General features: G+C 73.7%; 23 protein-coding genes. 13 read left to right on the forward strand and 10 right to left on the reverse strand.

Features of this window, described 5'->3' with window-relative positions:
• Window positions 1-42: 42 nt before the first annotated feature.
• The 6 genes from AMK27_RS09535 (at window position 43) to AMK27_RS09560 (ending at window position 4975) form a co-directional block, all read left to right on the forward strand.
• Window positions 43-534, forward strand: coding sequence for a phosphatase domain-containing protein (locus tag AMK27_RS09535; RefSeq protein ID WP_073904710.1), 492 nt, complete (start codon window positions 43-45; stop codon window positions 532-534).
• Window positions 534-1058, forward strand: coding sequence for a GNAT family N-acetyltransferase (locus AMK27_RS09540; protein ID WP_073904711.1), 525 nt, complete (start codon window positions 534-536; stop codon window positions 1056-1058). Before AMK27_RS09535 ends, AMK27_RS09540 begins: the two co-directional genes overlap by 1 nt.
• A gap of 163 nt (window positions 1059-1221) precedes the next feature.
• A complete protein-coding gene (locus AMK27_RS09545) occupies window positions 1222-1437 on the forward strand; it encodes a dodecin (RefSeq protein ID WP_073904713.1) in 216 nt (71 codons plus the stop codon).
• A 374-nt stretch (window positions 1438-1811) separates the two neighbouring features.
• A complete protein-coding gene (locus AMK27_RS09550) occupies window positions 1812-3059 on the forward strand; it encodes an extracellular solute-binding protein (RefSeq protein ID WP_073905910.1) in 1248 nt (415 codons plus the stop codon).
• A gap of 138 nt (window positions 3060-3197) precedes the next feature.
• Window positions 3198-4067 carry a GNAT family N-acetyltransferase gene (locus AMK27_RS09555; RefSeq protein ID WP_241847402.1) on the forward strand — a complete coding sequence of 290 codons (870 nt, stop codon included), beginning with the start codon at window positions 3198-3200 and terminating at the stop codon, window positions 4065-4067.
• Window positions 4064-4975 carry a lysophospholipid acyltransferase family protein gene (locus AMK27_RS09560; RefSeq protein ID WP_073904714.1) on the forward strand — a complete coding sequence of 304 codons (912 nt, stop codon included), beginning with the start codon at window positions 4064-4066 and terminating at the stop codon, window positions 4973-4975. Before AMK27_RS09555 ends, AMK27_RS09560 begins: the two co-directional genes overlap by 4 nt.
• Here the strand turns inward: AMK27_RS09560 and egtD are convergent.
• The 4 genes from egtD to egtA are packed head-to-tail and all read right to left on the reverse strand — an operon-like array spanning window position 4870 to window position 9165.
• Window positions 4870-5835, reverse strand: coding sequence for an L-histidine N(alpha)-methyltransferase (gene egtD / locus AMK27_RS09565; RefSeq protein WP_073904716.1), 966 nt, complete (start codon window positions 5833-5835; stop codon window positions 4870-4872). The two genes, AMK27_RS09560 and egtD, sit on opposite strands and share 106 nt — an antisense overlap.
• Window positions 5832-6584: an ergothioneine biosynthesis protein EgtC gene (gene egtC, locus AMK27_RS09570; protein ID WP_073904717.1), complete on the reverse strand. Its 753-nt coding sequence runs from the start codon at window positions 6582-6584 to the stop codon at window positions 5832-5834. The genes egtD and egtC overlap by 4 nt, the downstream gene beginning before the upstream one ends.
• Window positions 6584-7909 carry an ergothioneine biosynthesis protein EgtB gene (egtB, locus tag AMK27_RS09575; RefSeq protein ID WP_073904719.1) on the reverse strand — a complete coding sequence of 442 codons (1326 nt, stop codon included), beginning with the start codon at window positions 7907-7909 and terminating at the stop codon, window positions 6584-6586. The genes egtC and egtB overlap by 1 nt, the downstream gene beginning before the upstream one ends.
• Window positions 7906-9165, reverse strand: a complete 1260-nt coding sequence (gene egtA / locus AMK27_RS09580) for an ergothioneine biosynthesis glutamate--cysteine ligase EgtA (RefSeq protein WP_073904720.1) — start codon at window positions 9163-9165, stop codon at window positions 7906-7908. The genes egtB and egtA overlap by 4 nt, the downstream gene beginning before the upstream one ends.
• Before the next feature lie 224 nt (window positions 9166-9389).
• Here egtA and AMK27_RS09585 point away from each other — a divergent pair, with 224 nt between their 5' ends.
• Together AMK27_RS09585 and AMK27_RS42975 are read left to right on the forward strand one after the other, a co-directional pair.
• The gene (locus AMK27_RS09585) at window positions 9390-10223 is read left to right on the forward strand and encodes a TIGR02452 family protein (protein ID WP_073904722.1); all 834 of its coding nucleotides are present in this window, start codon (window positions 9390-9392) and stop codon (window positions 10221-10223) included.
• Window positions 10224-10300: 77 nt separating this feature from the next.
• Window positions 10301-10471: a hypothetical protein gene (locus AMK27_RS42975; RefSeq protein WP_198955829.1), complete on the forward strand. Its 171-nt coding sequence runs from the start codon at window positions 10301-10303 to the stop codon at window positions 10469-10471.
• A 170-nt stretch (window positions 10472-10641) separates the two neighbouring features.
• Here AMK27_RS42975 and AMK27_RS09590 read toward each other — a convergent pair whose 3' ends face one another.
• From AMK27_RS09590 to AMK27_RS09605, 4 genes are all read right to left on the reverse strand, one after another.
• Entirely contained in the window at window positions 10642-12057 is a 1416-nt protein-coding gene (locus AMK27_RS09590) for a flotillin family protein (protein ID WP_073904723.1), read from the reverse strand.
• A gap of 83 nt (window positions 12058-12140) precedes the next feature.
• A complete protein-coding gene (locus AMK27_RS09595) occupies window positions 12141-12371 on the reverse strand; it encodes a hypothetical protein (protein WP_073904725.1) in 231 nt (76 codons plus the stop codon).
• A 14-nt stretch (window positions 12372-12385) separates the two neighbouring features.
• Window positions 12386-13093 (reverse strand): alpha/beta fold hydrolase, encoded by a 708-nt coding sequence (locus AMK27_RS09600; RefSeq protein ID WP_073904726.1) that lies wholly within the window; start codon window positions 13091-13093, stop codon window positions 12386-12388.
• Between the two features lie 42 nt (window positions 13094-13135).
• Window positions 13136-14398 carry an MFS transporter gene (locus tag AMK27_RS09605; protein ID WP_073904728.1) on the reverse strand — a complete coding sequence of 421 codons (1263 nt, stop codon included), beginning with the start codon at window positions 14396-14398 and terminating at the stop codon, window positions 13136-13138.
• A 154-nt stretch (window positions 14399-14552) separates the two neighbouring features.
• Between AMK27_RS09605 and AMK27_RS09610 the strand changes: the two genes are divergently transcribed.
• The 3 genes from AMK27_RS09610 to AMK27_RS09620 all read left to right on the forward strand — a co-directional run bounded on the left by AMK27_RS09610 (window position 14553) and on the right by AMK27_RS09620 (window position 17235).
• A complete protein-coding gene (locus AMK27_RS09610) occupies window positions 14553-15587 on the forward strand; it encodes a LacI family DNA-binding transcriptional regulator (protein WP_073904729.1) in 1035 nt (344 codons plus the stop codon).
• Window positions 15588-15631: 44 nt separating this feature from the next.
• Window positions 15632-15901 (forward strand): hypothetical protein, encoded by a 270-nt coding sequence (locus AMK27_RS09615; RefSeq protein WP_073904731.1) that lies wholly within the window; start codon window positions 15632-15634, stop codon window positions 15899-15901.
• A gap of 146 nt (window positions 15902-16047) precedes the next feature.
• Window positions 16048-17235 (forward strand): thiolase family protein, encoded by a 1188-nt coding sequence (locus tag AMK27_RS09620; RefSeq protein WP_073904732.1) that lies wholly within the window; start codon window positions 16048-16050, stop codon window positions 17233-17235.
• A 60-nt stretch (window positions 17236-17295) separates the two neighbouring features.
• Here AMK27_RS09620 and trxA read toward each other — a convergent pair whose 3' ends face one another.
• Complete coding sequence (gene trxA, locus AMK27_RS09625; protein WP_073904734.1) at window positions 17296-17661, reverse strand: thioredoxin; 366 nt, start codon at window positions 17659-17661, stop codon at window positions 17296-17298.
• Between the two features lie 114 nt (window positions 17662-17775).
• Here trxA and AMK27_RS09630 point away from each other — a divergent pair, with 114 nt between their 5' ends.
• On the forward strand, window positions 17776-19224 hold the full coding sequence (locus tag AMK27_RS09630) for a dihydrolipoyl dehydrogenase family protein (RefSeq protein WP_073904735.1): 1449 nt from the start codon (window positions 17776-17778) through the stop codon (window positions 19222-19224).
• A gap of 7 nt (window positions 19225-19231) precedes the next feature.
• Here the strand turns inward: AMK27_RS09630 and AMK27_RS09635 are convergent, their stop codons facing one another.
• Window positions 19232-19939 (reverse strand): TetR/AcrR family transcriptional regulator, encoded by a 708-nt coding sequence (locus AMK27_RS09635; RefSeq protein WP_079188392.1) that lies wholly within the window; start codon window positions 19937-19939, stop codon window positions 19232-19234.
• A gap of 222 nt (window positions 19940-20161) precedes the next feature.
• Between AMK27_RS09635 and AMK27_RS09640 the strand changes: the two genes are divergently transcribed.
• The gene (locus AMK27_RS09640) at window positions 20162-21589 is read left to right on the forward strand and encodes a purine-cytosine permease family protein (RefSeq protein ID WP_073904737.1); all 1428 of its coding nucleotides are present in this window, start codon (window positions 20162-20164) and stop codon (window positions 21587-21589) included.
• The last annotated feature ends 94 nt before the right edge of the window (window positions 21590-21683 follow it).

Consider the following 21683-nt stretch of genomic DNA (forward strand, 5'->3'; position numbering starts at 1 on the left):
GCGGCGGGGTGCCGGCCGCGCCCACCTTCTAGGCTGGGCCGTGTGACAGCCGAGAACCACCGGCCCCTGGCCGTCTTCGACCTGGACAACACGCTTGCCGCGACCGCCCACCGGCAGCACTTCCTGGAGCGCCGCCCCAAGGACTGGGACGCCTTCTTCGCGGCGGCGCCCGACGATCCGCCGCTGGACGAGGGGGTCGCGCTGTGCCGCGGGGCGGCCGAGGAGTGCGACGTCGTCTACCTGACCGGACGCCCGGAGCGCTGCCGCAGGGACACCCTGGCCTGGCTGGCCGCGCAGGGGCTGCCCGAGGGGCCGGTCCACATGCGTCGCAACCGGGACTTCCGCCCGGCGCGGGTGACCAAGGTGGAGATCCTGCGGCGGCTGGCCGCCGACCGCGCGATCCGGATGCTCGTCGACGACGACATGCTGGTCTGCGACGCGGCCGAGGAGGCGGGCTTCCCCGTCGTACGCGCCCGGTGGGCCGCCCCGTCCGAGGAACTGAGGGACGCCCAGGAGAAGGAGGGCCGGACCTGATGCGCGCGGAGCGGTCCACCGCCGCACCGGCCGTGGTGCGGCTGGAGGCCTACGACCGGTCAGAGATCTTCGGGGACGCCGCCGACCCGTTCGGGGTGGACGACTGGGGTCTCGTCTGGCTGCCCAAGGAGCACCACTTCGGGATCAGGGCGGACGGGCGGCTCCTCGCCCACGCGGGGCTGCTCGTGCTGCCCCTGTCGGTCGGCGGGAGCCGGATGGACGTGGTGGGCCTCGGAGGGGTCGCCGTCGCCCCGGACCAGCGGGGCCGCGGGCTCGCCGCGCGGGTGGTGGGCGGGGCCCTCCAGCACGCGCGGACGCTGGGGCCCGCGTTCGCGATGCTGTTCTGCCGCCCGGACGTCTCCGGCCTCTACGCGCGGCTCGGCTGGAACGAGGTGGCCGGCGAGGTGTGGGTGGAGCAGCCCGACGGCCCGGCGCCGATGCCCCTGCGGACGATGTGGTTCCCGCTCCAGGAGGGGAGCCGCTGGCCTGAGGGGCCGGTCCGGCTGCATTCCCGGCCGATGTGACGCCCCTGCGACGCCCGTGCGACGGCCATGCGGCGCCGGTGTGGATGCCGGTGTGATGCCGAGGCGGCACCGCCCCGACGCGGCAGCGCGGTCCACCTCGACTCGCGGCGGTCTCCGGTTCCGTGCAGTGTGGATGGAGTCGGAACGCGAAGGAGAGGCCGCCATGGGAGATCACGTCTACCGCGTCACGGAGATCGTCGGGTCGTCCTCGGAGGGCGTCGACACCGCCATCCGGAACGGGATCACCCGCGCCTGCGAAACACTGCGCTCGGTCGACTGGTTCGAGGTCACCGAGATCCGCGGTCACGTCGAGGACGGTCAGGTCGCCCACTACCAGGTGGGCATGAAGGTCGGCTTCCGCCTGGAGGAGCCCGCCTAGAGGGCGTCCCGCCGACCGGCCGGGCAAGGGGCAGGAGAACCCCTGCCCCTTGCCCCCTGTCCCTGCCCCTGCCCCTGGGCCCGCCCCCCCGTCCGAGGCTCCCGACGATGCCTCAGCGGCGTCGTTCGGGGGCTTTGTCGTGTCTCCTCTCCGGCGCACAGCGGATCAAAGGCCACCGATGGGGAGTTACCTCAGGTAACGGAACGCATGGTGCGCTCGCGGTGCGGAACGGGATGGTCAAGGACTTGACCATCCCGTTGGTCCAGACCAGAATCCAGGCCACATACCCGCGCGAACACCCCGTTCGGTCCCCCCATGTCGGGTCAGCCCCCCTTGCCGCACGACCCTGTGCTGAACCGCAGAAGGTGACCTACGTGAAGAACCGCCATCTGGCCTGCCCCCTGGCAGCCGCCACAGCGCTCGCCCTCGCCGGCTGCGGGATGCTCCCGGGCGGCGGCGGGACGAAGACCGTCGACATCTGGCTCATGCGGGACAGCGTCAGCGAGGACTTCCTCAACCGCTTCACCGAGGCGTACGAGGAGGAGCACGACGGCGTCGAACTCAAGGTCACCATCCAGGACTGGACCGGCATCGGGAAGAAGGTCACCGACGCCATCCAGGGCCCCGGCGGACCCGACGTCATCGAGGTCGGCAACACCCAGGTCGCCCAGTACGCCGACACCGAGAAGCTCTTCGACCTCACCCTGGAGTCGGTCCGCGACCTCGGCAGCGAGGACTGGCTGCCCGGTCTCGCCGAGCCCGGCAGCATCGGCGGATCCCAGTACGGCATCCCCTGGTACGCGGCGAACCGCATCGTCATCTACAACAAGGACCTGTTCGCCGACGCCGGCATCGACAAGCCGCCGGCCACCCGCGCCCAGTGGCTCGCCGACACCGAGAAGCTCAACAGCAAGGGCTCCCAGGGCATCTACCTGGCCGGCCAGGACTGGTACACCCTCGCCGGATTCATCTGGGACGAGGGCGGCGAACTCGCCACCGACCGGGGCGGCCAGTGGACCGGCGCGCTCGAGAGCGCGGCGGCCCGGCGCGGCATGGCCTACTACAAGGAACTCCAGTCCCTCGGCTCCGGCCCCAAGGACGCCGACGAGCAGAACCCGCCGCAGGCCGACGTCTTCGCCAAGGGCGACGTGGCCCAGCTCATCGCCGCGCCCAGCGCCGTCGCCGCGATCCTCAAGGCCAACCCGGCCCTCAAGGACAAGCTCGGCTACTTCCCGATACCCGGCGCCAAGGAGGGCCAGCCCTGCGCCGTCTTCACCGGCGGCTCCGACCTCATCATCCCGGAGAACGCCCCGCAGCGCGGCGCCGCCCTCGACGTCGTCAAGGCGCTCGCCGGCGAGAAGTGGCAGACCGACCTCGCCCGCACCATGGGCTACGTGCCCAACAAGAAGGGCCTCGCCTCCGTCGTCGCCGGCCAGGAGGCCACCGCGGCCATGGCCAGGGGCGCCGCACGCGGCCGCGCCACCCCCAACTCCCCGCAGTGGGCCGATGTCGAGGCGGACAACCCCATCAAGCCCTACATGACGGCCGTCCTCCAGGGCGAGGACCCGCTCAAGGCCGCCAAGCTGGCCTCGGCGGAGATCACGGACACCCTCGCCGAATAGCATTCAGCGCCTCCACACCCGCGGGTCCCCGGACGGTCATGTCGAATCCAGCCGGTGACGGAAGAAGTAAGGAGCCGGGCCACCGCTCGCACGGTCCGGCGCCGCCCCTTACCCTTCCGTACGCCGGAGGAGCCCGACATGGCCGCACCGACCCCCGCGCTCGCCGTCCCCGCTCAGCCGCTCGCCGTACCCGCCCAGCCCCCGTCGCCCGGCGGGCGACCCGAACCCCGGTCCCTGGTCGAGCAGACGGCGCCGCGGACCCCGGCCGAGGAGCCCGCCCCCCGCTACCTCGTCGGGCTCGCCCGTGACCAGGAGGACGTCCGCGCCGCCCAGCGGCTGCGCCACCAGGTCTTCGCCGGCGAACTCGGCGCCCAGCTCGACGGCCCGGAGCCCGGCCTCGACACCGACGCCTTCGACGCGTACTGCGACCACCTCCTGGTACGGGAGGAGACCACCGGCGAGATCGTCGGCACCTACCGCATCCTGCCGCCCGAACGGGCCGCCGTCGCCGGACGCCTCTACTCCGAGAGCGAGTTCGACCTCACCCGGCTCGCCCCGATCCGGCACGACCTGGTCGAGGTCGGGCGCTCCTGCGTCCACCCCGCCCACCGCAACGGCGCCGTCATCGCCCTCATCTGGGCCGGCCTGGCCCGCTACATGACGGACACCGGCCACACCTGGCTCGCCGGCTGCTGCTCCCTCCCGCTCGCCGACGGCGGCACCCTCGCCGCCGCCACCTGGGACACGGTCAAGGCCAAGCACCTCGCCCCCGAGGAGTACTGGGTCACCCCGCACAAGCTCTGGAGCCCCGAGGGCATCACCCGCCCCGAGGGCCGCACCGAGCTGCCGCCGCTGCTCCGCGGCTACCTCCGGCTCGGCGCCTGGGTCTGCGGCGCCCCCGCGCACGACCCCGACTTCGGCGTCGCCGACCTCTACGTCCTGCTCTCGCTGCGCCGGACCAACCCGCGCTACCTCAACCACTTCCTCTCGCTCGCCCCGGCACGGTGAGCGGGACCACGGCCCTCTCGCCGTGGCTCCCCACGGCGCCCTGCACCCCGGGCCACTGCGCCGCCCACCCGGAACCCGCCCCGTGGCCGAGCGGCGACGGCCCGGAGTCCGCCGGGGCCCTCCGGGCCGTGGTCCGGCTGATCGCCGGACTCGGCACCGTCCTCCTCGGCCTCCTCCTCGCCCCTCCGGCGGGCCTCCTGCCGGCCGCCACCCGCCTCGCCCTCGTCCGGTACTGGATGCGGGCCGTGGTCCGCGCGTTCGGCGTCCACGTCCGGTACGAGGGAGGAGTGCCCGCCCCGGCCGGCGGCCCGCTCCTCGTCGTCGCCAACCACGTCTCGTGGCTCGACATACCGCTGATCGCCGCCGTCCTGCCGGGCCGTACGGTCGCCAAGTCGGAGGTGCGCCGCTGGCCCGTGCTCGGCACGCTCGCCGCGCTCGGCGGCACCCTCTTCATCGACCGGGAGGGGATCATGGCCCTGCCCGCCACCGTACGGACCATGGCGGGCGCGCTCGCGGGCGGCGGCCGCGTGGTCGTCTTCCCCGAGGGCTCGACCTGGTGCGGCCGGGAACGCGGCCGGTTCCGCCCGGCCGCGTTCCAGGCCGCCCTCGACGCCGGTTGCGCGGTGCAGCCGGTACGGATCGACTACCGGCCCACGGACGCCGCCGCGTACGTCGGCGCCGACCCGCTCGGCTCCTCGCTGTGGCGGGTCGTCTCCACCCGCCGGCTCACCGCCGTCGTCCGGCTCCGGGAACCCCTGCCCGCAGCCCGGTACCCGGACCGCCGCGCCCTGGCGGCCGCCGCTCAGCGCGCGGTGGCCAGCGACAGCGCGAACCTGCCCTCGCTGTCGGTCCACCAGCGGTCGAGGTCGAGGTCCGCCTCCGCGAGCTCGGCCCGGACGCCCGCCTGACGGAACTTCGCGGACACCTCCGTCCGCATCTCCTCGCCCGCCGCGAACGGCACCACGAGGTCCAGCTCCGGGATCTTCACGGTCAGCGCGCGGCGGGCCCGCAGCCGCATCTCGATCCACTCCCGCTCGCGGTCCCACACCGCCACGTGGTCGAAGGCGTCCGGGTCGAAGTCCGCGCCCAGCTCCCGGTCGATCACCGCGAGCACGTTCTTGTTGAAGGCCGCCGTCACCCCGGACGAGTCGTCGTACGCGGCGACGAGCGTCGCCTCGTCCTTCACCAGGTCCGTGCCGAGCAGCAGGGCGTCGCCCGGGCTGAGCATCGTCCGTACGGAGCGCAGGAAGGTCCGCCGCTCGCCGGGCAGCAGATTGCCGATCGTGCCGCCGAGGAAGGCCACCAGACGGGGCCCCGCCGTCCCGGGCAGGGCGAGCCCGCGGGTGAAGTCGGCGACCAGGGCGTGGACGTGCAGCCCCGGCCGCTCGGCGAGCAGCGACTCCGCTGCCCCGGTCAGCGCGGACTCGCTCACGTCCACCGGCACGTAGCTGTCCAGACCGGGCAGCAGCGCGTCGATCAGGAACCGGGTCTTCTCCGAGGAGCCGGAGCCCAGCTCCACCAGGGTCCTGGCCCCGGTGGCGGCGGCGATCTCCGGCGCCCGCTGCTTCAGGATCTCCCGCTCGGCCCGGGTCGGGTAGTACTCGGGCAGCCGGGTGATCTCCTCGAAGAGCTCGCTGCCCCGGGCGTCGTAGAACCACTTCGGAGGCAGCTCCTTGGGGGAGCGGTTGAGGCCGTGGAGGACGTCGGCGCGCAGATCGGCGTCGGCGGCGTCCGGGGCGAGGGTGCGGGTCAGCTGGAACGGGCTCACGCGGAGGGCTCCTTGAGCGGGGTGAGGGTGACGTCGGCGCGGGTGGCGGTCACGAGCGTGCGCCCGGGAACCTCCCGCCAGCGCGGATCGTCGTCGTACGGTTCGGAGGCCACGACCACGCGGTCGGGGCCCGTCAGGTACCAGAGGCTGTTCTCCCAGGCGGTCGCCGCGATCAGCGACCCGTCGGTGAGCAGCAGGGTGAGGCCGGAGCCGGGGGCCGCCTCGGCGACCTCCCGCACCGTGTCGGCCAGGGCACGGCCCGGCGCGTCGCCGGACCGCAGCCGGTGCAGGACGAGCGCCCAGACCAGCGCGGAGTCGGTCCGCGCCTCGAGCCCGAGCAGCTCGCCGGCCGGAAGGGTCGCCGCGAGCGGTGCGAGCGAGCCGGGCCAGCCCCTGACGGCGCCGTTGTGGCTGAACAGCCAGGGCCCGGCGGTGAACGGTGCCGCGGCGGCCTCCCCGTCGGCGCCCGGCAGGGTCGCCCCGCGCACCGCGGCGAGCAGCGCGCGGGAGCGCACCACCCGGGCCAGGTCGGCGAAGGAGAGGTCGCCCCAGACGGGACCGGAGCGCCGGTAACGGGCCGGCACCGGATCGCCCTCGGCGTACCAGCCCACCCCGAACCCGTCGGCGTTCACCACGCCGCTGGTCTGCATGCGGGGCTCCCAGGACTGGCGCAGCAGCCCGTGCTCCGGCTCGACGAGCAGCTCGCCCAGTGCCACCGGCTCGCCCACGGCGGCGATATGACGGCACATCAGTCGAGCTCCGCGCTGCGGGCCGTACGGAAGCCGGAGAAGATCTGACGGCGCACGGGCAGGTCCCAGTTGCGGAAGGTCCCCCGGCAGGCGACCGGGTCGACGGCGAACGAACCGCCCCGCAGCACCTTGTGGTCCGGGCCGAAGAACACCTCCGAGTACTCCTTGTACGGGAACACGGTGAAGCCCGGGTACGGGAGGAAGTCGCTCGCCGTCCACTCCCAGACGTCGCCGATCAACTGCCGTACGCCGAGCGGCGACGCGCCCTCCGGATAGCTGCCCGCGGCGGCCGGCCGCAGGTGCCGCTGGCCGAGGTTGGCGTGCTCGGGGCCCGGGTCGGCGTCCCCCCACGGATAGCGGCGCGAGCGCCCGGAGTCCGGGTCGTACCGGGCGGCCTTCTCCCACTCGGCCTCGGTCGGCAGCCGCCGTCCCGCCCAGCGCGCGTAGGCGTCCGCCTCGTACCAGCTCACGTGCAGGACCGGCTCCTCCTCCGGCACCGGCTCGGTCACCCCGAAGCGGCGGCGCAGCCACTGGGCGCCGTCCCGGTGCCAGAACAGCGGGGCCGCGATGTCGTGCTCCCTGATCTGCGCCCAGCCCTCGGGCCGCCACCAGCGCCGGTCCGTGTAGCCGCCGTCGGCCATGAAGGCCAGGTACGCGCCGTTGGTGACCGGCACGGTGTCGATGTGGAAGGCGGGCACGATCCGCACGTGCGCGGGACGCTCGTTGTCCAGCGCCCACGGCTCCTCCGAGGTCCCCATGGTGAACGGGCCGCCGGGGACGAGGACCTCGGCGGGCAGCGGGCCGCTCCGCAGCGGCGGCGGCGGGGGAGCGGTCAGCGCCGCGGGGCCCTTCCGCAGCTGATGGGTGATCAGCATCGTCTCGTCGTGCTGCTGTTCGTGCTGGGCGACGAGGCCGAACGCGAAGGCGGCGCGGAGCAGCGGACGCTCGTCGAACTCGGCGCGCTCCAGCACGTCGAGGACCCGCAGCCGGACGTCGGCCGCGTAGGTCCTGGCCTCGCCCGGCGCGAGCAGCGGCAGCGACGGGCGGGCCGACCTCGGGTGCTCGAAGGCGTCGTACAGGGAGTCGATCTCGGGCCGCAGCGCCTCCCGCCCGCCGACCGCCCGCCACAGCCACACCTCCTCCTGGTTGCCGATGTGCGCCAGGTCCCAGACCAGCGGCGACATCAAGGGGGAGTGCTGGGCGGTGAGTTCGCCGTCCTCGACGCAGGAGGTGAGCAGCGCCGTCCGGGCCCGCGCGGCGGTCAGGGCGTCCAGGGCGCGCCGGCGCAGGGCCTCGGGGTCCAGCTCGGTCCGGGTCTCCGTCATGACGTCAGCACCTCCAGGTCGTCGGCCGGGCAGCTCCCGGGGACCACGTACCGCTCGTGGAAGGCTGCTACGGCCCGCCGCACCTCCTCGCTCGCCCCGATCCGGGGCAGCGCGTCGAGGGCCGCGGCGAACACGGCGAGGGCGGTCGCGTGCAGCTCGGGGTCGGTCAGGCCGTCACGGGCCGCCGCCAGCCAGAGGGGGTTGCGCGGGGCGGGGTCGCAGCCGGCCCGCTCCGCCAGCGGCTTCACCGCCCGGTACACGGTCTCCGCCGCCTCCGGGTCGTCGAACACCGCCGTCGTCACGGCCACCGGCACCATCCACCCGTCCTGGCCCGGCTGGGCGTCGACCATCCGCAGTTCCAGATGGCCGCGCGGCCGCACCGGCGGGAAGAGCGTCGTCATGTGGTAGCGCAGGTCGTCGGCGTCGGCCGGCCGGGGCAGTCCCGAGCGCAGCCAGTCGCGGAAGGTCAGCCCCTCGGGCACCGCCCACGGCCCCTCGTCGGCCCGTACGCACAGCACCGGGGTGTCCAGGACGTGGGCCGCGTACTCGGCTCGCGGTTCCCCGTCCGGCGGCGGGGCGAGGGCCCGGCGGGGGTCGAGGTCCGCCCACAGCGACTGCCGCGTCGAGCGCCAGCCGGTGCGACGGCCCGCGTGCAGCGGGGAGTTGGCGAAGGCCGCCACGAGCACCGCGCCGAGGAGGTGGGCGAGCTGCCAGCGCCGGTGGTAGCCGAGCGGCCCCGGCTCCTCCAGGCCCGCGTCCAGGCAGATCTGCACCGACGCCGAGTCGCACATCATGGCCCGCCCGGCGGGTCCTGTGCGGTCGAGCGCGGCCTCCATGGCGTCGTACCGCGGTTCGTGGAGCACCCGGCCGCGCGGTGAGTGCCAGGGGTCCACCCCGTATCCGCTGAGGGTGAGGCCGAGCGGTCCGAGCGCCGACCGTACCGCCCGGAGGTCGGCGGCGAGGGAGTCGAGGCATTCCATGAGCGAACCGGCCGGGCGCGAGCTGAGCTCCAGCTGCCCGCCGGGTTCGAAGGTCAGGGACGACACCAGCGGCAGGGACCGCACGGTGTCGAGGGCCGCCGCGAGCCTCGGCGGCCGGACGGGGCGCCGCGGGTCACGCAGTTCGTGCACCAGCCACTCCAGCTCCACCCCCACGGTGCGGGGCGGGCCGGTCTTGAAGCAGATACATCGCAGCAGTTCCTCCGCCTCGGCCTCGGCGAGAGCGGGTTCGCCGCTCCGTATGCCGCTGGACGCCATCCGTGCACCTCCTGGTCGTCAGGCCGGTCGGGACCGGCCCCGGGAAGTTCTGCTTCCACCTAAAGCCACCACCGAGCGGCGTGCAAGAGCGCCCCGAACCCGCCGAAGGCGCCCCCCGCGCCCCCGGCAGGCCGGAAACCGATGGGTACGGCTCCTGCCGGGACCGGGCCTGATCCCGGGAAATTCCGTTGTCCCGGGCGGGATGAAACGATCATCCTGAGGTCATGAGTGCACGACTGCGCGCGATCGCGCGGCAGACCGAGGAGATCGTCGCCGCGGGCCACTACCGGGCCCCGGACGGCCGAACCGTCTCCCTCGCGGCGGACCTCACCGCCGCCCTGGCCGGAACACGACTCCACGGACCCGAGCCCGTCCCGGTCACCCCCGACACCGACCGGACGCCCACCCTCGACGTCACGGGCGAGAGCAGCCTGGCCGCCGCCCGGCGGATGACCGCCGCCGACGCCACCCGCCCCGTGGCCGTCCTGAACTTCGCCTCCGCCCGCAACCCCGGCGGCGGCTACCTCAACGGCGCCCAGGCCCAGGAGGAGGCGCTCTGCCGCTCCTCCGCCCTGCACGCCACCCTGCTCCGGGCCCCCGCGTACTACGCCCACCACCGCGAGGACCGCGACGTCCTCTACACCGACCGGGTCATCCACTCGCCCCGCGTGCCGGTCTTCCGGGACGACCGCGGCGCCCTCCTCGCGGAGCCCTTCACCGTCGGCTTCCTCACCTCGCCCGCGCCCAACGCCGGCGTCGTCCGCCGCCGCACCCCCGCCCTCGTCGACCGCCTGCCGGGCGCCCTCGCGTCCCGGGCCGAGCGGGTCCTGGAGACGGCCGCCGCGGCCGGCTACCGGCGGCTCGTGCTCGGCGCCTGGGGCTGCGGCGTCTTCCAGAACGACCCCGAACAGGTCGCCGGCGCGTTCAAGGCCCTGCTCACCGGGGACGGCCGCTTCGCCGGCCACTTCGAGGAGATCGTCTTCGCGGTACTGGACCGCGCCCAGGGCGCACCGACACTGGCGGCCTTCAGCCGCGTCGTCGGGGCGGCCCCGGCCTGACATGCGGTGCCCGCGGCCCCGTGCCAGGCTGAGGGGATACGGACCACCGTCCGACACCCGTCACGGGAGGCACGATCGTGGGCAGGAAACAGACCCGGACGAACCGGGGAGCCCGTACCGGCGGCCATGAGCACCGCACCGAGGCGACCACGAAGGAACAGACCTCGGCGGCTCCCAAGAGCGAGACGTCGATGCCCCTGGTGGAGCACGCGTCGCACCGCAAGGAACGGAAGTTCGGCCACAACTGAGAGTGGCCACCACCGCGGTCGGAGCCGAGCGGGCACGGAGCGAGGCGGGGAGCCGACGGGGATGAGAGGCCGGGGCCCGGCGCCGTCACGGCACCGGGCCCCGGCCCGCGTTCCCCCTCCCGTCCCGAGGCGGCCGGGTCCCCCGGGCCGCCAGGTCGGTGGCCGGGCGGCTACTCCCCGTCGCCGACCCTGATCTCGACGCTCGCCTCCGCCGCCCGCGGCGCCGGAGGCACTCCCGTGCCCAGCCGCTCCTGGGCGGCCGGGTTCATCGTGGAGAGCAGCTGCCGGGCCAGACCCAGACCGGTCCCGCCCATGGTCAGCGCCTTGGCGAACACGTCCGCCATGCCGTCGGCGCCGTTGAGCAGCACCATCTGGTCCACGTTCCCGAACGCCGACGCGCCCGCGGAGACGATCTCCGGCCACTTCTCGGCCAGCTGCTGCGCGACCACGGCCTCCTGGTTCTCCGCGAGCGCCGCCGCACGGGCCTTGATCGACTCGGCCTCCGCCAGACCCTTCGCCCGGGTCGCCTCCGCGACCGCGAGCCCCCTGGCGTGCTGCGCCGCCGCCTCCGCCTCACCCGTGAGCCGGGTCGCCGTCGCCTTGGCCGCGCTCGCCAGCTCGGTCTCCTTCGCCTCGGCCTCGGCCGCCGAGATCCGGGCGTCCCGCTCGGCCGCGGCCAGCGTCCGGGTCTCGTACGCCATCGCGTCGGCCGGCTTGCGGACCTCCGCCTGGAGCTGCTGCTCCTTCCGGTGACCCTCCAGCTCCGCGACCCGGGTCTCCTGCACCACGACCTCCTGGCGCGAGGCGGCCTCCGCCAGCGGACCGGCCTGCCGGGCCTTCGCGGACGCCTGGTCCCGCTCGGCCTGGTAGCCCGCCTGGAGGATCTCGCTGTCGCGGGTCGCCTCCGACATGCGCGCCGCGGCCTGCTGCTCGGCCTCGGTCGCCCGCCGGTTGGCCTCGGCCTGCGCGATCCGCGCGTCCCGCTGGACGGCGGCCGCGTGCGGGGCGGCCAGGTTCTTGATGTACCCGGTCGGATCCTCGATCTCGTGGATCTGCAGCGAGTCGACGATCAGACCGAGCTTCTCCATCTCCGTGCCACAGGCCGAACGCGCCTGCCCGGTCAGCTTCTCCCGGTCACGGATCATGTCCTCCACGGTCAACCCGCCGACGATGGCGCGGAGATGACCGGCGAAGACGATGTGCACCCGTTCGCTCATCAGCTTCTGCTGATCGAGGAACCGGCGTGCGGCGTTGGCGATCGACACGAAGTCGTCACCGACCTTGAAGATCACCACACCCCGGACCTTCAGCGGAATGCCCTGGTGGGTGACGCACTCGACGGACAGCTGGGTCTCGTTGAGGTCGAGCGAGAGCTTGCGCACCGCCTGCACACCGGGCAGCACGAGCGTGCCGCGCCCGGTGACGATGCGGAACCCCATACCCGCGCCGAGGCCCTCGTTCTTGTGGTTCGAACCGGAGATGATCAGCGCCTCGTTGGGTTCCGCGACGCGCCACATCATCTTGAAGACGATGATGAGAACGGCGAAGGCGCCGACGACGGCGCCCGCGAGAATGCCGATGCCCATGGACATGGTCCCCCTTCACCGGGTCCGGTGCGGATCCGGTGAAGGGAGTGTGCGCCGGTGACCGGCGCCACTCAACGGTTGCGTCAACTGTCGTACGCGGCTGTGACATAGACGGTGCGCGGAGGGAGATGTTCCATGACCATCACCACCGTCCCGATACCGAACCGCTCCTCCGGTGAGGCCGGATGGGCGAGGAAGTGCTCGGCACCGCCCCGGATCCGGACGATCACCTCACCGACGAGACCGGGCCCGACGGTGCCGGTCACCCGGCCGAGCAGTCCCACCATCGAGGAGTCCATCGACGCGTCGTCCATGGCTGAACGGTACGTCAGATCCAGCCGTCCAGAGCGGACATGAACCCGTCGAACTCGTCCCGGTGGATCGTGTGGCCCGCGCCCTTCACCGTACGGAGCTCGAATCCGCGGTCCGTCAGCATCCGGGCGTGCTCCGGTCGCACCAGCGTGCTCGGATCGGCGAGGGTGACGAGGGAGGGCACCACCGGCCGGACCGGCCACATGTCGGCGCCCACGAACGCCGTGAGGCCGTGCGCCGTCCGCTCGTCCCAGTCCCGTACCGACGCCATCTCCGTGTCGACGTCCTCGTCCGGCCAGTGCGGGTTGAACCCCTTGATCTGCTCCCTGGTCATCGAGCTGCCCCGGACGAACATCTCGGCCCGGTAGCCGCAGGGGCCGGCCGCCAGGTGCCAGGCGGGGTCGGAGTACACCGCCCGGGCCGGCGCGAGCCGCTCCACGGCCCGGGCGAGCGCGAGCGCGCCGAGCGAGTGGCCGATCGCCAGCTCCGCCCCGGAGGGCAGGGACTCGACGAGGTCGTCGGCGTGGTCCGCCGGCCGGTAGGCCTCCGGGCCGGCGGCCCGCCCGCTCGCCCCGTGCCCCCGCAGGTCCACCGCCACCACCCGGTAGCCGCGCTCCGCGAGTGCCGGGCCGACCCGCCGCCACGTGCGGTGGTCGGCCATCAGGCCGTGGACGAGCAGGGCGGTCCGGTCGCCCGAACCCCAAGTGGTCGTGTGCAGACGCACGGTGCGGCCTTTCTGACGGTGCCGGGCGGGCGCCGACCGGGGTCAGCGCACGCTGCGGATGGGGCGCACGGCGAGCGCGCCGAGTACCGACAGTACGGCGGCGACCAGGAACAGCGCCGTGTACCCGCCACTCAGCGAGACGATGAGCGAGGCCACGAAGGGGGCGACGATCTGCGGCCCCGCGTTGGCGATGTTGAGGACGCCCATGTCGCGGGCGGCGTCCTCGGCCTTCGGCAGCACCATGGTCACCAGGGCGGTGTCGACGGCCATGTAGCAGCCGAAGCCGAGGCCGTTGACTGCGGAGAAGGCCAGCATCGCGGTCCAGCTCGTCGAGAAGGCCGGGATGAGCAGGGCGGCGGCGGCCAGCGCGGCCGAGGCGCCCACGAAGAGCTTGCGCCGGTCGAAGCGGTCCGACAGCCAGCCGCCGAGCACGGTGGAGACCACCATGGCGACCGCGTTGAGCGGCATGAGGATCGCCACCGCCTCCTCGGGGCTGAGCCCGGCGGGCAGTTCGGTGTGGTCCTTGAGGATGTACAGCTGGAACCCGGCCACCGCGAAGTAGCCCAGGACCAGCAGGGCCCGGCCGATGAAGGCCCAGCGGAAGTCGTGGTCCCCGAGGGCGCTGCCGAAGGCCGCCAGCTGCTGCTTCACGGGCAGCGATGCCTTCGCGGGCATCCGCCGCTCCCGGGCGCAGGCCGTGAACAGCACGGCGGTGGCCGCGACGATCGCGCCGAAGACGAGGTAGCCGGTGCGGTAGTCCTCGGAGAAGGCGGCGCCGACCAGGGCGCCGATCGTCGAGCCGACGGGGAGGCCGAGGCCGACGGCCGCGGAGGCCTTGCCCCGGGCGGCCACCGGGACCCGGTCGGGCACCACGGAGGTCAGGGCCGCCTGGTAGACGTTCATGACGGCCTGGCCGAGGCACCAGGCGATGGTCACCAGCAGGATCGTGTGGACGCTGCCGAGGAGCAGCATCACGGGCAGCGCGAGCAGGCCGCCGGCGAGGATCCACGGGTTGCGGCGGCCCGAGCGGTCCGACAGGGCGCCCGCCACCGGGTTGAAGACGGTGGCGAAGATCGCGGATATGCCGGAGACGAGGCCGAAGTTGGCGACCTTGTCGGCCGGGTCGATCTCCTCGATCTGGAGCGCGAGGAGCAGTCCGGGGACGCCGATGTACAGGGCGTACATCGCGGTGTTGCCGGTGAGGAGCAGGGGCAGCAGCCCGCGGGTCGGCCGGCCGGCCGCGGCGGAGCCGGGACCCGGATCGCCGGTGCCGGACGTGGTGGAGCCGGGGGAGGAAAGGGCCACGGTGCCCTCCTGGGGAGATCGCCCGACAGGGGGCGAGAAGCGGATCGAACGAGTTAGTTACACGTGTCAGTGACACGTGTGAGCATTGTGTAGCACCCGTTTCCGGCCATCCGCCAGACCTCGGGCCGGATTGTTCTGGAAAGATGCCGAAGCGATGAGTCAGCCAACCGAACACACCCCCGAACGCCCCACCGGGCGCGCGGTCCCGACCAGCGCCGATGTCGCCCGTCTCGCGGGCGTCTCCCGGGCCACCGTCTCGTACGTCCTGAACAACACCTCGGCCGTCCGGATCAGCGAGCCGACCCGCCGCCGGGTGCGCGAGGCGGCCGAGGAGCTGGGGTACGTGCCGCACGCGGCCGCCCGCAGCCTGCGGGCCGGCCACAGCCGGATGGTGCTGCTGCCGACCTCCCACGTGCCGGTCGGACCGCTGTACAGCCAGTTCTTCAACGAGTTCCAGTGGGCCCTGCGCCGCCTCGACTACACGGTGGTCCAGTACGGCAGCGTCGGCCTGGAGGCCGAGGAGGCCGCCCGCGCCTGGGCCGAGCTCCGTCCGGTGGCCGTGGTCTCGCTCGGCGAGGTCCAGCTGACCGGGCAGGGCGTCGGCATCCTCAAGCGGTCCGGGGCGCGGGCCGTGATCACCCTCGGGACCCAGGGCGTCGAGGGCACCCACGCCCTCGTGATGGACCAGGGGCGGGTGGGCGAGGTGGCCACCGCCCATCTCGTGGAGAGCGGCCGCCGCCGGATCGGCGTCGTCATCCCCGAGGAGCCGGGCCTCGCCATGTTCTCGGGCCCCCGCCTCGACGGCGCGCGGCGCGCGGTCCACGGCACCGACGCCACCGTCGTACCCCTGCCGCTGCGGTACGACGAGGAGTCGGCGGACGCGCTCGCGGCGCGCTGGCGGGAGCTCGGCCTCGACGCCGTCTTCGCCTACAACGACGAGTACGCGATGCTCCTGATGCGGGCGCTCCAGGACGCCGGTCTGGCCGTGCCGGCGGACGTCGCCGTCGTCGGCGCGGACGATCTGCTGCTCGGCCGGCTCCTGCGGCCCCGGCTCAGCACCGTGCGGATCGACATGGTGCTCGGACGCGAACTCGCGGAGCTGGTCGACCGGGCCGTCCGGGAACCGGAGGTCCCGCCCCGCACCCGCGCGCTGCTCGCCTCGCGGGTCGTCCGGCGCGAGTCCAGCTGACCGGCCGCCCGGCGGGCGGGCGGCCGAGCGCTTAGCGTCGGTCCATGAGCACAGTTCCGCAGCGTTTCGAGATCCTGCTGGTGCCCGCGCACGTCGAGGACCGGGGCGGCGCCGCCGTGACGGACAGTGCCGTGCGCACCGCCCTCGTGGAGGCGACCGGGCGGCACGGCGAGTCGGGCTATCCGATCTACGAGGGCCACGGCATCAGGGCCGACATCGACCCCGAGACCCGCACCGTGGAGGCGCTCCTCGTCGACGGGCGCGAGCTCGACTACGGCCTCACGGCCCTCGCCCGCCCGGCGGCACGCGACTGACCTGGGGCGTCCTGTCCCGAAGGAGCCCGTTGACAGGGCGGTCCGACGGGCAGAGACTCTGCGCGCGCCAAGACGTGAGTGCGCGGGGCGAAAGTCCTGCCACCAGGCGAACAGAGTCGTTCCGAAGGTCACGTGGGAGAGAACCGATGAGCATCCGCGACGTCTACATCGTCGACGCCGTCCGCACCCCGATCGGGAAGTTCGGGGGCGCCCTCGCCCCGGTACGTCCCGACGACCTCGCCGGGCACGTCGTCCGGGCCCTCGTGGACCGCACGCCCGCGCTCGACCCGGCGCGCGTCGACGACGTCTACTTCGGCGACGCGAACGGCGCCGGCGAGGACAACCGCGACGTCGCGCGGATGGCCGTGCTGCTCGCCGGGCTGCCCGTCTCCGTGCCCGGCGTCACGGTCAACCGCCTCTGCGGCTCCGGTCTCGAAGCCGTCATCCAGGCCGCCCGCGCCATCGCCCTCGGCGACGCCTCCGTGGCGATCGCCGGCGGCGTCGAGTCGATGTCCCGCGCCCCCTGGGTCCTGCAGAAGCCCGAGCGGGCCTTCCCCGCGGGCCACCAGCAGCTGCACTCCACCACCCTCGGCTGGCGCATGACGAACCCGCGCATGCCCGCCGAGTGGACGGTCCCGCTCGGCGAGGGCGCGGAGCTGATCGCCGACCGGCACGGCATCACCCGCGAGCAGCAGGACGCCTTCGCGCTCGCCAGCCACCGCAAGGCGGCCGAGGCCTGGGCGAAGGGTCTGTACGACAACGAGGTCGTGCCCTACCCGGGGGTGGACCTCGCCCGCGACGAGTGCATCCGCGACTCCACGTCCATGGAGGCCCTCGCCAAGCTGAAGCCCTCCTTCCGCCCCGAGGGCGGCACGGTCACGGCCGGCAACTCCTCCCCGCTCAACGACGGCGCCGCCGCCCTGCTGCTCGTGGACGAGGACGGGCTGCGCGAGACCGGCCGCGAGCCGCTCGCCCGGATCCGCACGTCCGCCGTCACCGGCATCGAGCCCCAGCTCTTCGGCCTCGGACCGGTCGAGGCGGTCCGGCGGGCCCTGGAGAAGTCCGGTCGGACCTTCGCCGACCTGCGGACCTTCGAGCTGAACGAGGCCTTTGCGGCCCAGTCCCTCGGCTGCCTCGCGGAATGGCCGGAACTCGACGCGGAGATCGTGAACCCCCGGGGTGGAGCGGTCGCCATCGGCCACCCGCTGGGCGCCTCGGGCGCCCGCCTCGCCGGATCGGTCGCCCACCAGCTCGCCGCGGCGGGCTCGGGCACCGGGCTCGCCGCCCTCTGCATCGGTGTCGGCCAGGGCCTCGCCCTGGTCCTGGAGCGCTGAGCACCCGGACAGCACGCGAGGGGGGTACGGGAGCGGCTCCCGTACCCCCCTCGCGGTGGATCACTTCTGCTTGGCGTCCTCGACGGACTTCCGGACCTCGTCCATGTCCAGCTTCCGGGCCTGGCCGATGACGTCCTCCAGCGCGGCCTCCGGCAGGGCGCCGGGCTGCGCGAAGATCGCCACGTTGTCACGGACGATCATCAGCGTCGGGATCGAGCGGATCTCGAACGCCGCCGCGAGCTCCGGCTGCGCCTCGGTGTCGACCTTGGCGAAGACCAGGTCCTCGTGGCGCTCGGACGCCGCGTCGTAGACCGGGGCGAACTGACGGCAGGGACCGCACCAGGAAGCCCAGAAGTCGATCAGGACGAACTCGTTCCCACTCACGACCTCGTCGAAGTTGTCCTTGGTGAGCTCTACGGTGCTCATGTTCCTACCTTTCGGGGATCTCCTGGCGGTGTCCTCACGGTCCCCTGGGGACTCGCCCCGCACAACGGCGTATCGAGCCTCGCTATTCCGCGCCGCTGAGCCAGACTGTCACCCATGACACGAACGGTGGACAGCGAGCACGAGCACGAGTACGACGTGGTGGTCCTGGGGGCCGGCCCCGTGGGCGAGAACGTCGTCGACCGGGTGCGGGCCGCCGGCCTCAGCGCCGCGATCGTCGAGAGCGAGTTGATCGGCGGCGAGTGCTCGTACTGGGCCTGCATGCCCAGCAAGGCCCTCCTCCGCCCGGTGATCGCCCGCTCCGACGCCCGGAAGGTGGCGGGCCTGCGCGCGGCGGTCCGCGGACCCCTCGACACCCGGGAGGTCCTCGCCCACCGGGACGAGGTCGTCGGCGACTGGACCGACGACGGCCAGGTGGACTGGCTCGACTCGATCGGCGTACGGATCTTCCGGGGCCACGGCCGTCTTCTCGGGCCCCGCCGGGTCGAGGTCGCGGGCCCCGAGGGTGAGCGCCACGTCCTCACCGCCCGCCACGCGGTCGCCGTCTGCACCGGCAGCCGCGCCGTCCTCCCCGACCTCCCCGGCCTGTCCGGGGCGCGCCCCTGGACCAGCCGGGAGGCGACCAGCTCCGACCGGGTGCCGGGGCGGCTGATCGTGGTCGGCGGGGGAGTCGTGGGCGTCGAGATGGCGACCGCCTGGCACGCCTTCGGGTCGCAGGTGACGATGCTCGTACGGGGCGGGGGGCTGCTGCCCCGGATGGAGCCCTTCGTCGGCGAGCACGTGGCCGCGGCCCTCACCGCGCGCGGCGCGGACGTCCGCACCGGCGTCTCGGTCACCGCGGTCGTCCGCGACGGCGGTACGGGACCGGTCACCGTGGTCCTGGAGGGCGGCGACCACGTCGAGGGCGACCAGGTGCTGTTCGCGACCGGCCGGGCCCCGCGCACCGAGGACATCGGCCTGGAGAACGTCGGCCTGAAGCCGGGCTCCTGGCTCGACGTCGACGACAGCCTCAAGGTCGCCGGAACCGACTGGCTGTACGCGGTCGGGGACGTCAACCACCGGGCGCTCCTGACCCACCAGGGCAAGTACCAGGCCCGGATCGCCGGCGCCGCGATCGCGGCCCGCGCGAAGGACACGGACGCCCTGGACGAGTCGAGCTGGGGCGCGCACGCGGCCACCGCCGACCACGCCGCCGTGCCGCAGGTGGTGTTCAGCGACCCCGAGGCGGCCGCCGTCGGGCTCTCGCTCGCCGAGGCGGAGCGCGCGGGCCACCGGGTCAGGGCCGTGGACCTCGACATGAGCAACGTCGCCGGGGCCGGGCTCTACGCCCAGGGCTACCGGGGGCACGCCCGGATGGTCGTCGACCTCGACCGCGAGGTGGTCCTCGGCGCCACCTTCGTCGGCCCGGGCATCGGCGAGCTCGTCCACTCGGCGACCGTCGCGGTCGTCGGAGAGGTCCCGATCGCCCGCCTGTGGCACGCCGTACCGTCGTACCCGACGCTGAGCGAGGCGTGGCTGCGCCTCCTGGAGGCCTACCGGGGCTGACGGAACGTCATGATCCGGCGCCGTCGGGGGAGTTGCCGGCGGCGCCCGGTCCGTCGTCGGCATCGCGCGGTCCGTCGCCGGAGCCGTCCGGTCCGTCGCCTGCGTCGGGGGCGTACGGGGCGACCAGCGCGCGTACCGCCGACCGGGCCACCTCCAGGGCGGGCCGCGGATCGCGGCCGGACGCCTGGCCCAGGACGACCCGGGTGCTCAACCCGTCCAGCAGGGCCAGGAGTTCGGAGGCGCGTGCCGCGGCGTCGAGCGGGGCGAAGCGCCGCCGTGCGACGCCGCCCGCGAGAAGCGCCTCCAGGTCCTCGTGCCACCCCCGGTCCAGCTCCTCCTGGGCCTCGCCGAGCGCGCCGTTGCCGGGGGTGCGGGCCCACAGCTCGATCCACAGGGTCCAGCGCGGATCGCGCGGACCGCGCGGCAGGTAGAGCCGCAGGAACCGGTCGAGCTTGCGCTCGGCCGTGATCCGCCGGGACAGCAGCGCGCGGCGCTCCTCGGCCAGCGCGGCCTCGCTCCAGCGGAGTGCGGCGAGCAGCAGCAGGTCCTTGCTGCCGAAGTAGTACAGGATGTGGCCGCCGCTCGTGCCGAGCCGCTCCGCGAGCGCCGACATCGTGAGCGAGGAGAGGCCGTCCTCGGCGATCGCCGTCATGGCCTCCTCCAGCATCCGTTCCTGGGTGACGTGCCCGTCCCGCCGTCGTGCCGCCCCTGCCACCGTCACTCTCCCCGTTCCGTCGTTCCGCCGGTGTCTCTGCTGGATCGACCTTAATCGCAACCAGCCAGGGTCTTGACGTGGCCGGAAGTCATCGCACATCTTGAATGTCATTCAAGAAGTTAGAACGTCATTCAAGACGCACTCGCGATGCCGCTCACCACGGTGCTCGCGGCAGCGTTCACGGCAGCGTCCGCGACGGCGCTCAGGATCAGGAGGTGCGGAGTGCTCGGACACGAGACGGCGCCCGGAACCACGGGGGCCACGGCGACCACGGCCCGGGACGAGGTGTTCCAGGTCGAGGAGCACGGGATCGACCCCATCCCCGACGCCGAACGGCACGGCAGCGCCAAGGACGTCTTCTGGCTCTGGTTCGGCTCGAACCTCACCTTCACCTACGTCATCAACGGCGCCCTCGCCGTCGCCTTCGGGCTCTCCTTCTGGCAGGCCACCGCCGTCGTCGTGATCGGCGGCCTCTCCTTCCTCGCCATCGGCGCCGCCGGCCTCAGCGGCGTCCGCACCGGCACCGCCACCCTCGTCATCTCCCGCGCGGCCTTCGGCCTGCGCGGCAACTGGCCGGCCGGTCTCCTCAACTGGATCGTCAGCATCGGCTACACCATCGTGAACACCGTGGTGGGCACCCTCGCCCTCGAAGCCTTCTTCGCCGACCTCGGCTGGAACGGCGGCAACGCCACCCGTGCCCTCGCACTCGGCGTCACCCTCGCGCTGACCTTCGCCGTCGCCCTCTGGGGCCACGCCACCGTCCAGTTCGCCGAACGCTGGATGGCCTACGTCCTCGCCGTCGGGTTCGCCGCCCTGCTCGTCCTCGTCCTGCCGGGCGCCGACACCTCCGCCCCCTCCGCCGCGCCCGGCGCCGCCGGCTGGAGCCTCGCCTTCGTCGTGATGCTCGCCGGGCCCTTCTCGTACCTCCCGATGCCCGCCGACTACACCCGCTACCTGCCCCGCACGACCTCCCTCAAGGCTGTGACCTGGAGCGGAGCCCTCGGCGGCTTCGTCTCCTCGGTCGCGCTCGGGGTCGCCGGAGCGGCCGCCGCGACCCAGACCGACATGACCGACGCAGTCGCCGGGACGGAGAGCCTCCTGCCCGGCTGGTTCCAGCCGCTCTTCCTCGCCCTGGTCCTCGGCGGATCCGTCACCAACTCGATCATCACCCTGTACTCGTCGAGCCTGAACCTCCAGGTCCTCGGCATCCCCTGGAGCCGGGCCCGCGCCATCGTCATCAGCGCCGCCGTGACCGCCGCCGGCTCCCTCGGCGCCCTCTTCCTCACCGACTTCACCACCTCGCTCCTCTCCTTCCTCTCCCTCCTGATCATCGTCTTCGCCCCCTGGGGCGGCGTCTTCCTCGCCGACATGGTGCTCCGCCGCTGCACCTACGACTCCGCCGGACTGCACGCGAGCACCGGCGGCGCCTACTGGTACCGCTCCGGCTGGCACCCGCCCGGCCTGATCGCGCTCCTCACGGGCCTGCTCTTCTCGGCCCTGACCTGCGCCTCCGAACTGTGGACCGGACCGCTCGTCGCCCCCCTCGGCGGCGCGGACCTCACCCTGCTCGGCGCGGGCGTCTCGGCGCTCGTGTACGTGCTCCTCGCCCGCCGCACGGTCCGACCGGGAACGGCGCCGGCACACCCCTGAGCCCCCGACCCCGGAGCGGGCCTCGGTACACCCCGAGAGCCCCGCGCGCCCCCCGAACCGCATGCACACCCCCCCTCGTACGTACGTCACGGAG

Origin of the sequence: Streptomyces sp. CB02009 (genome assembly GCF_001905825.1) — a bacterium.
Lineage (GTDB): Bacteria > Actinomycetota > Actinomycetes > Streptomycetales > Streptomycetaceae > Streptomyces.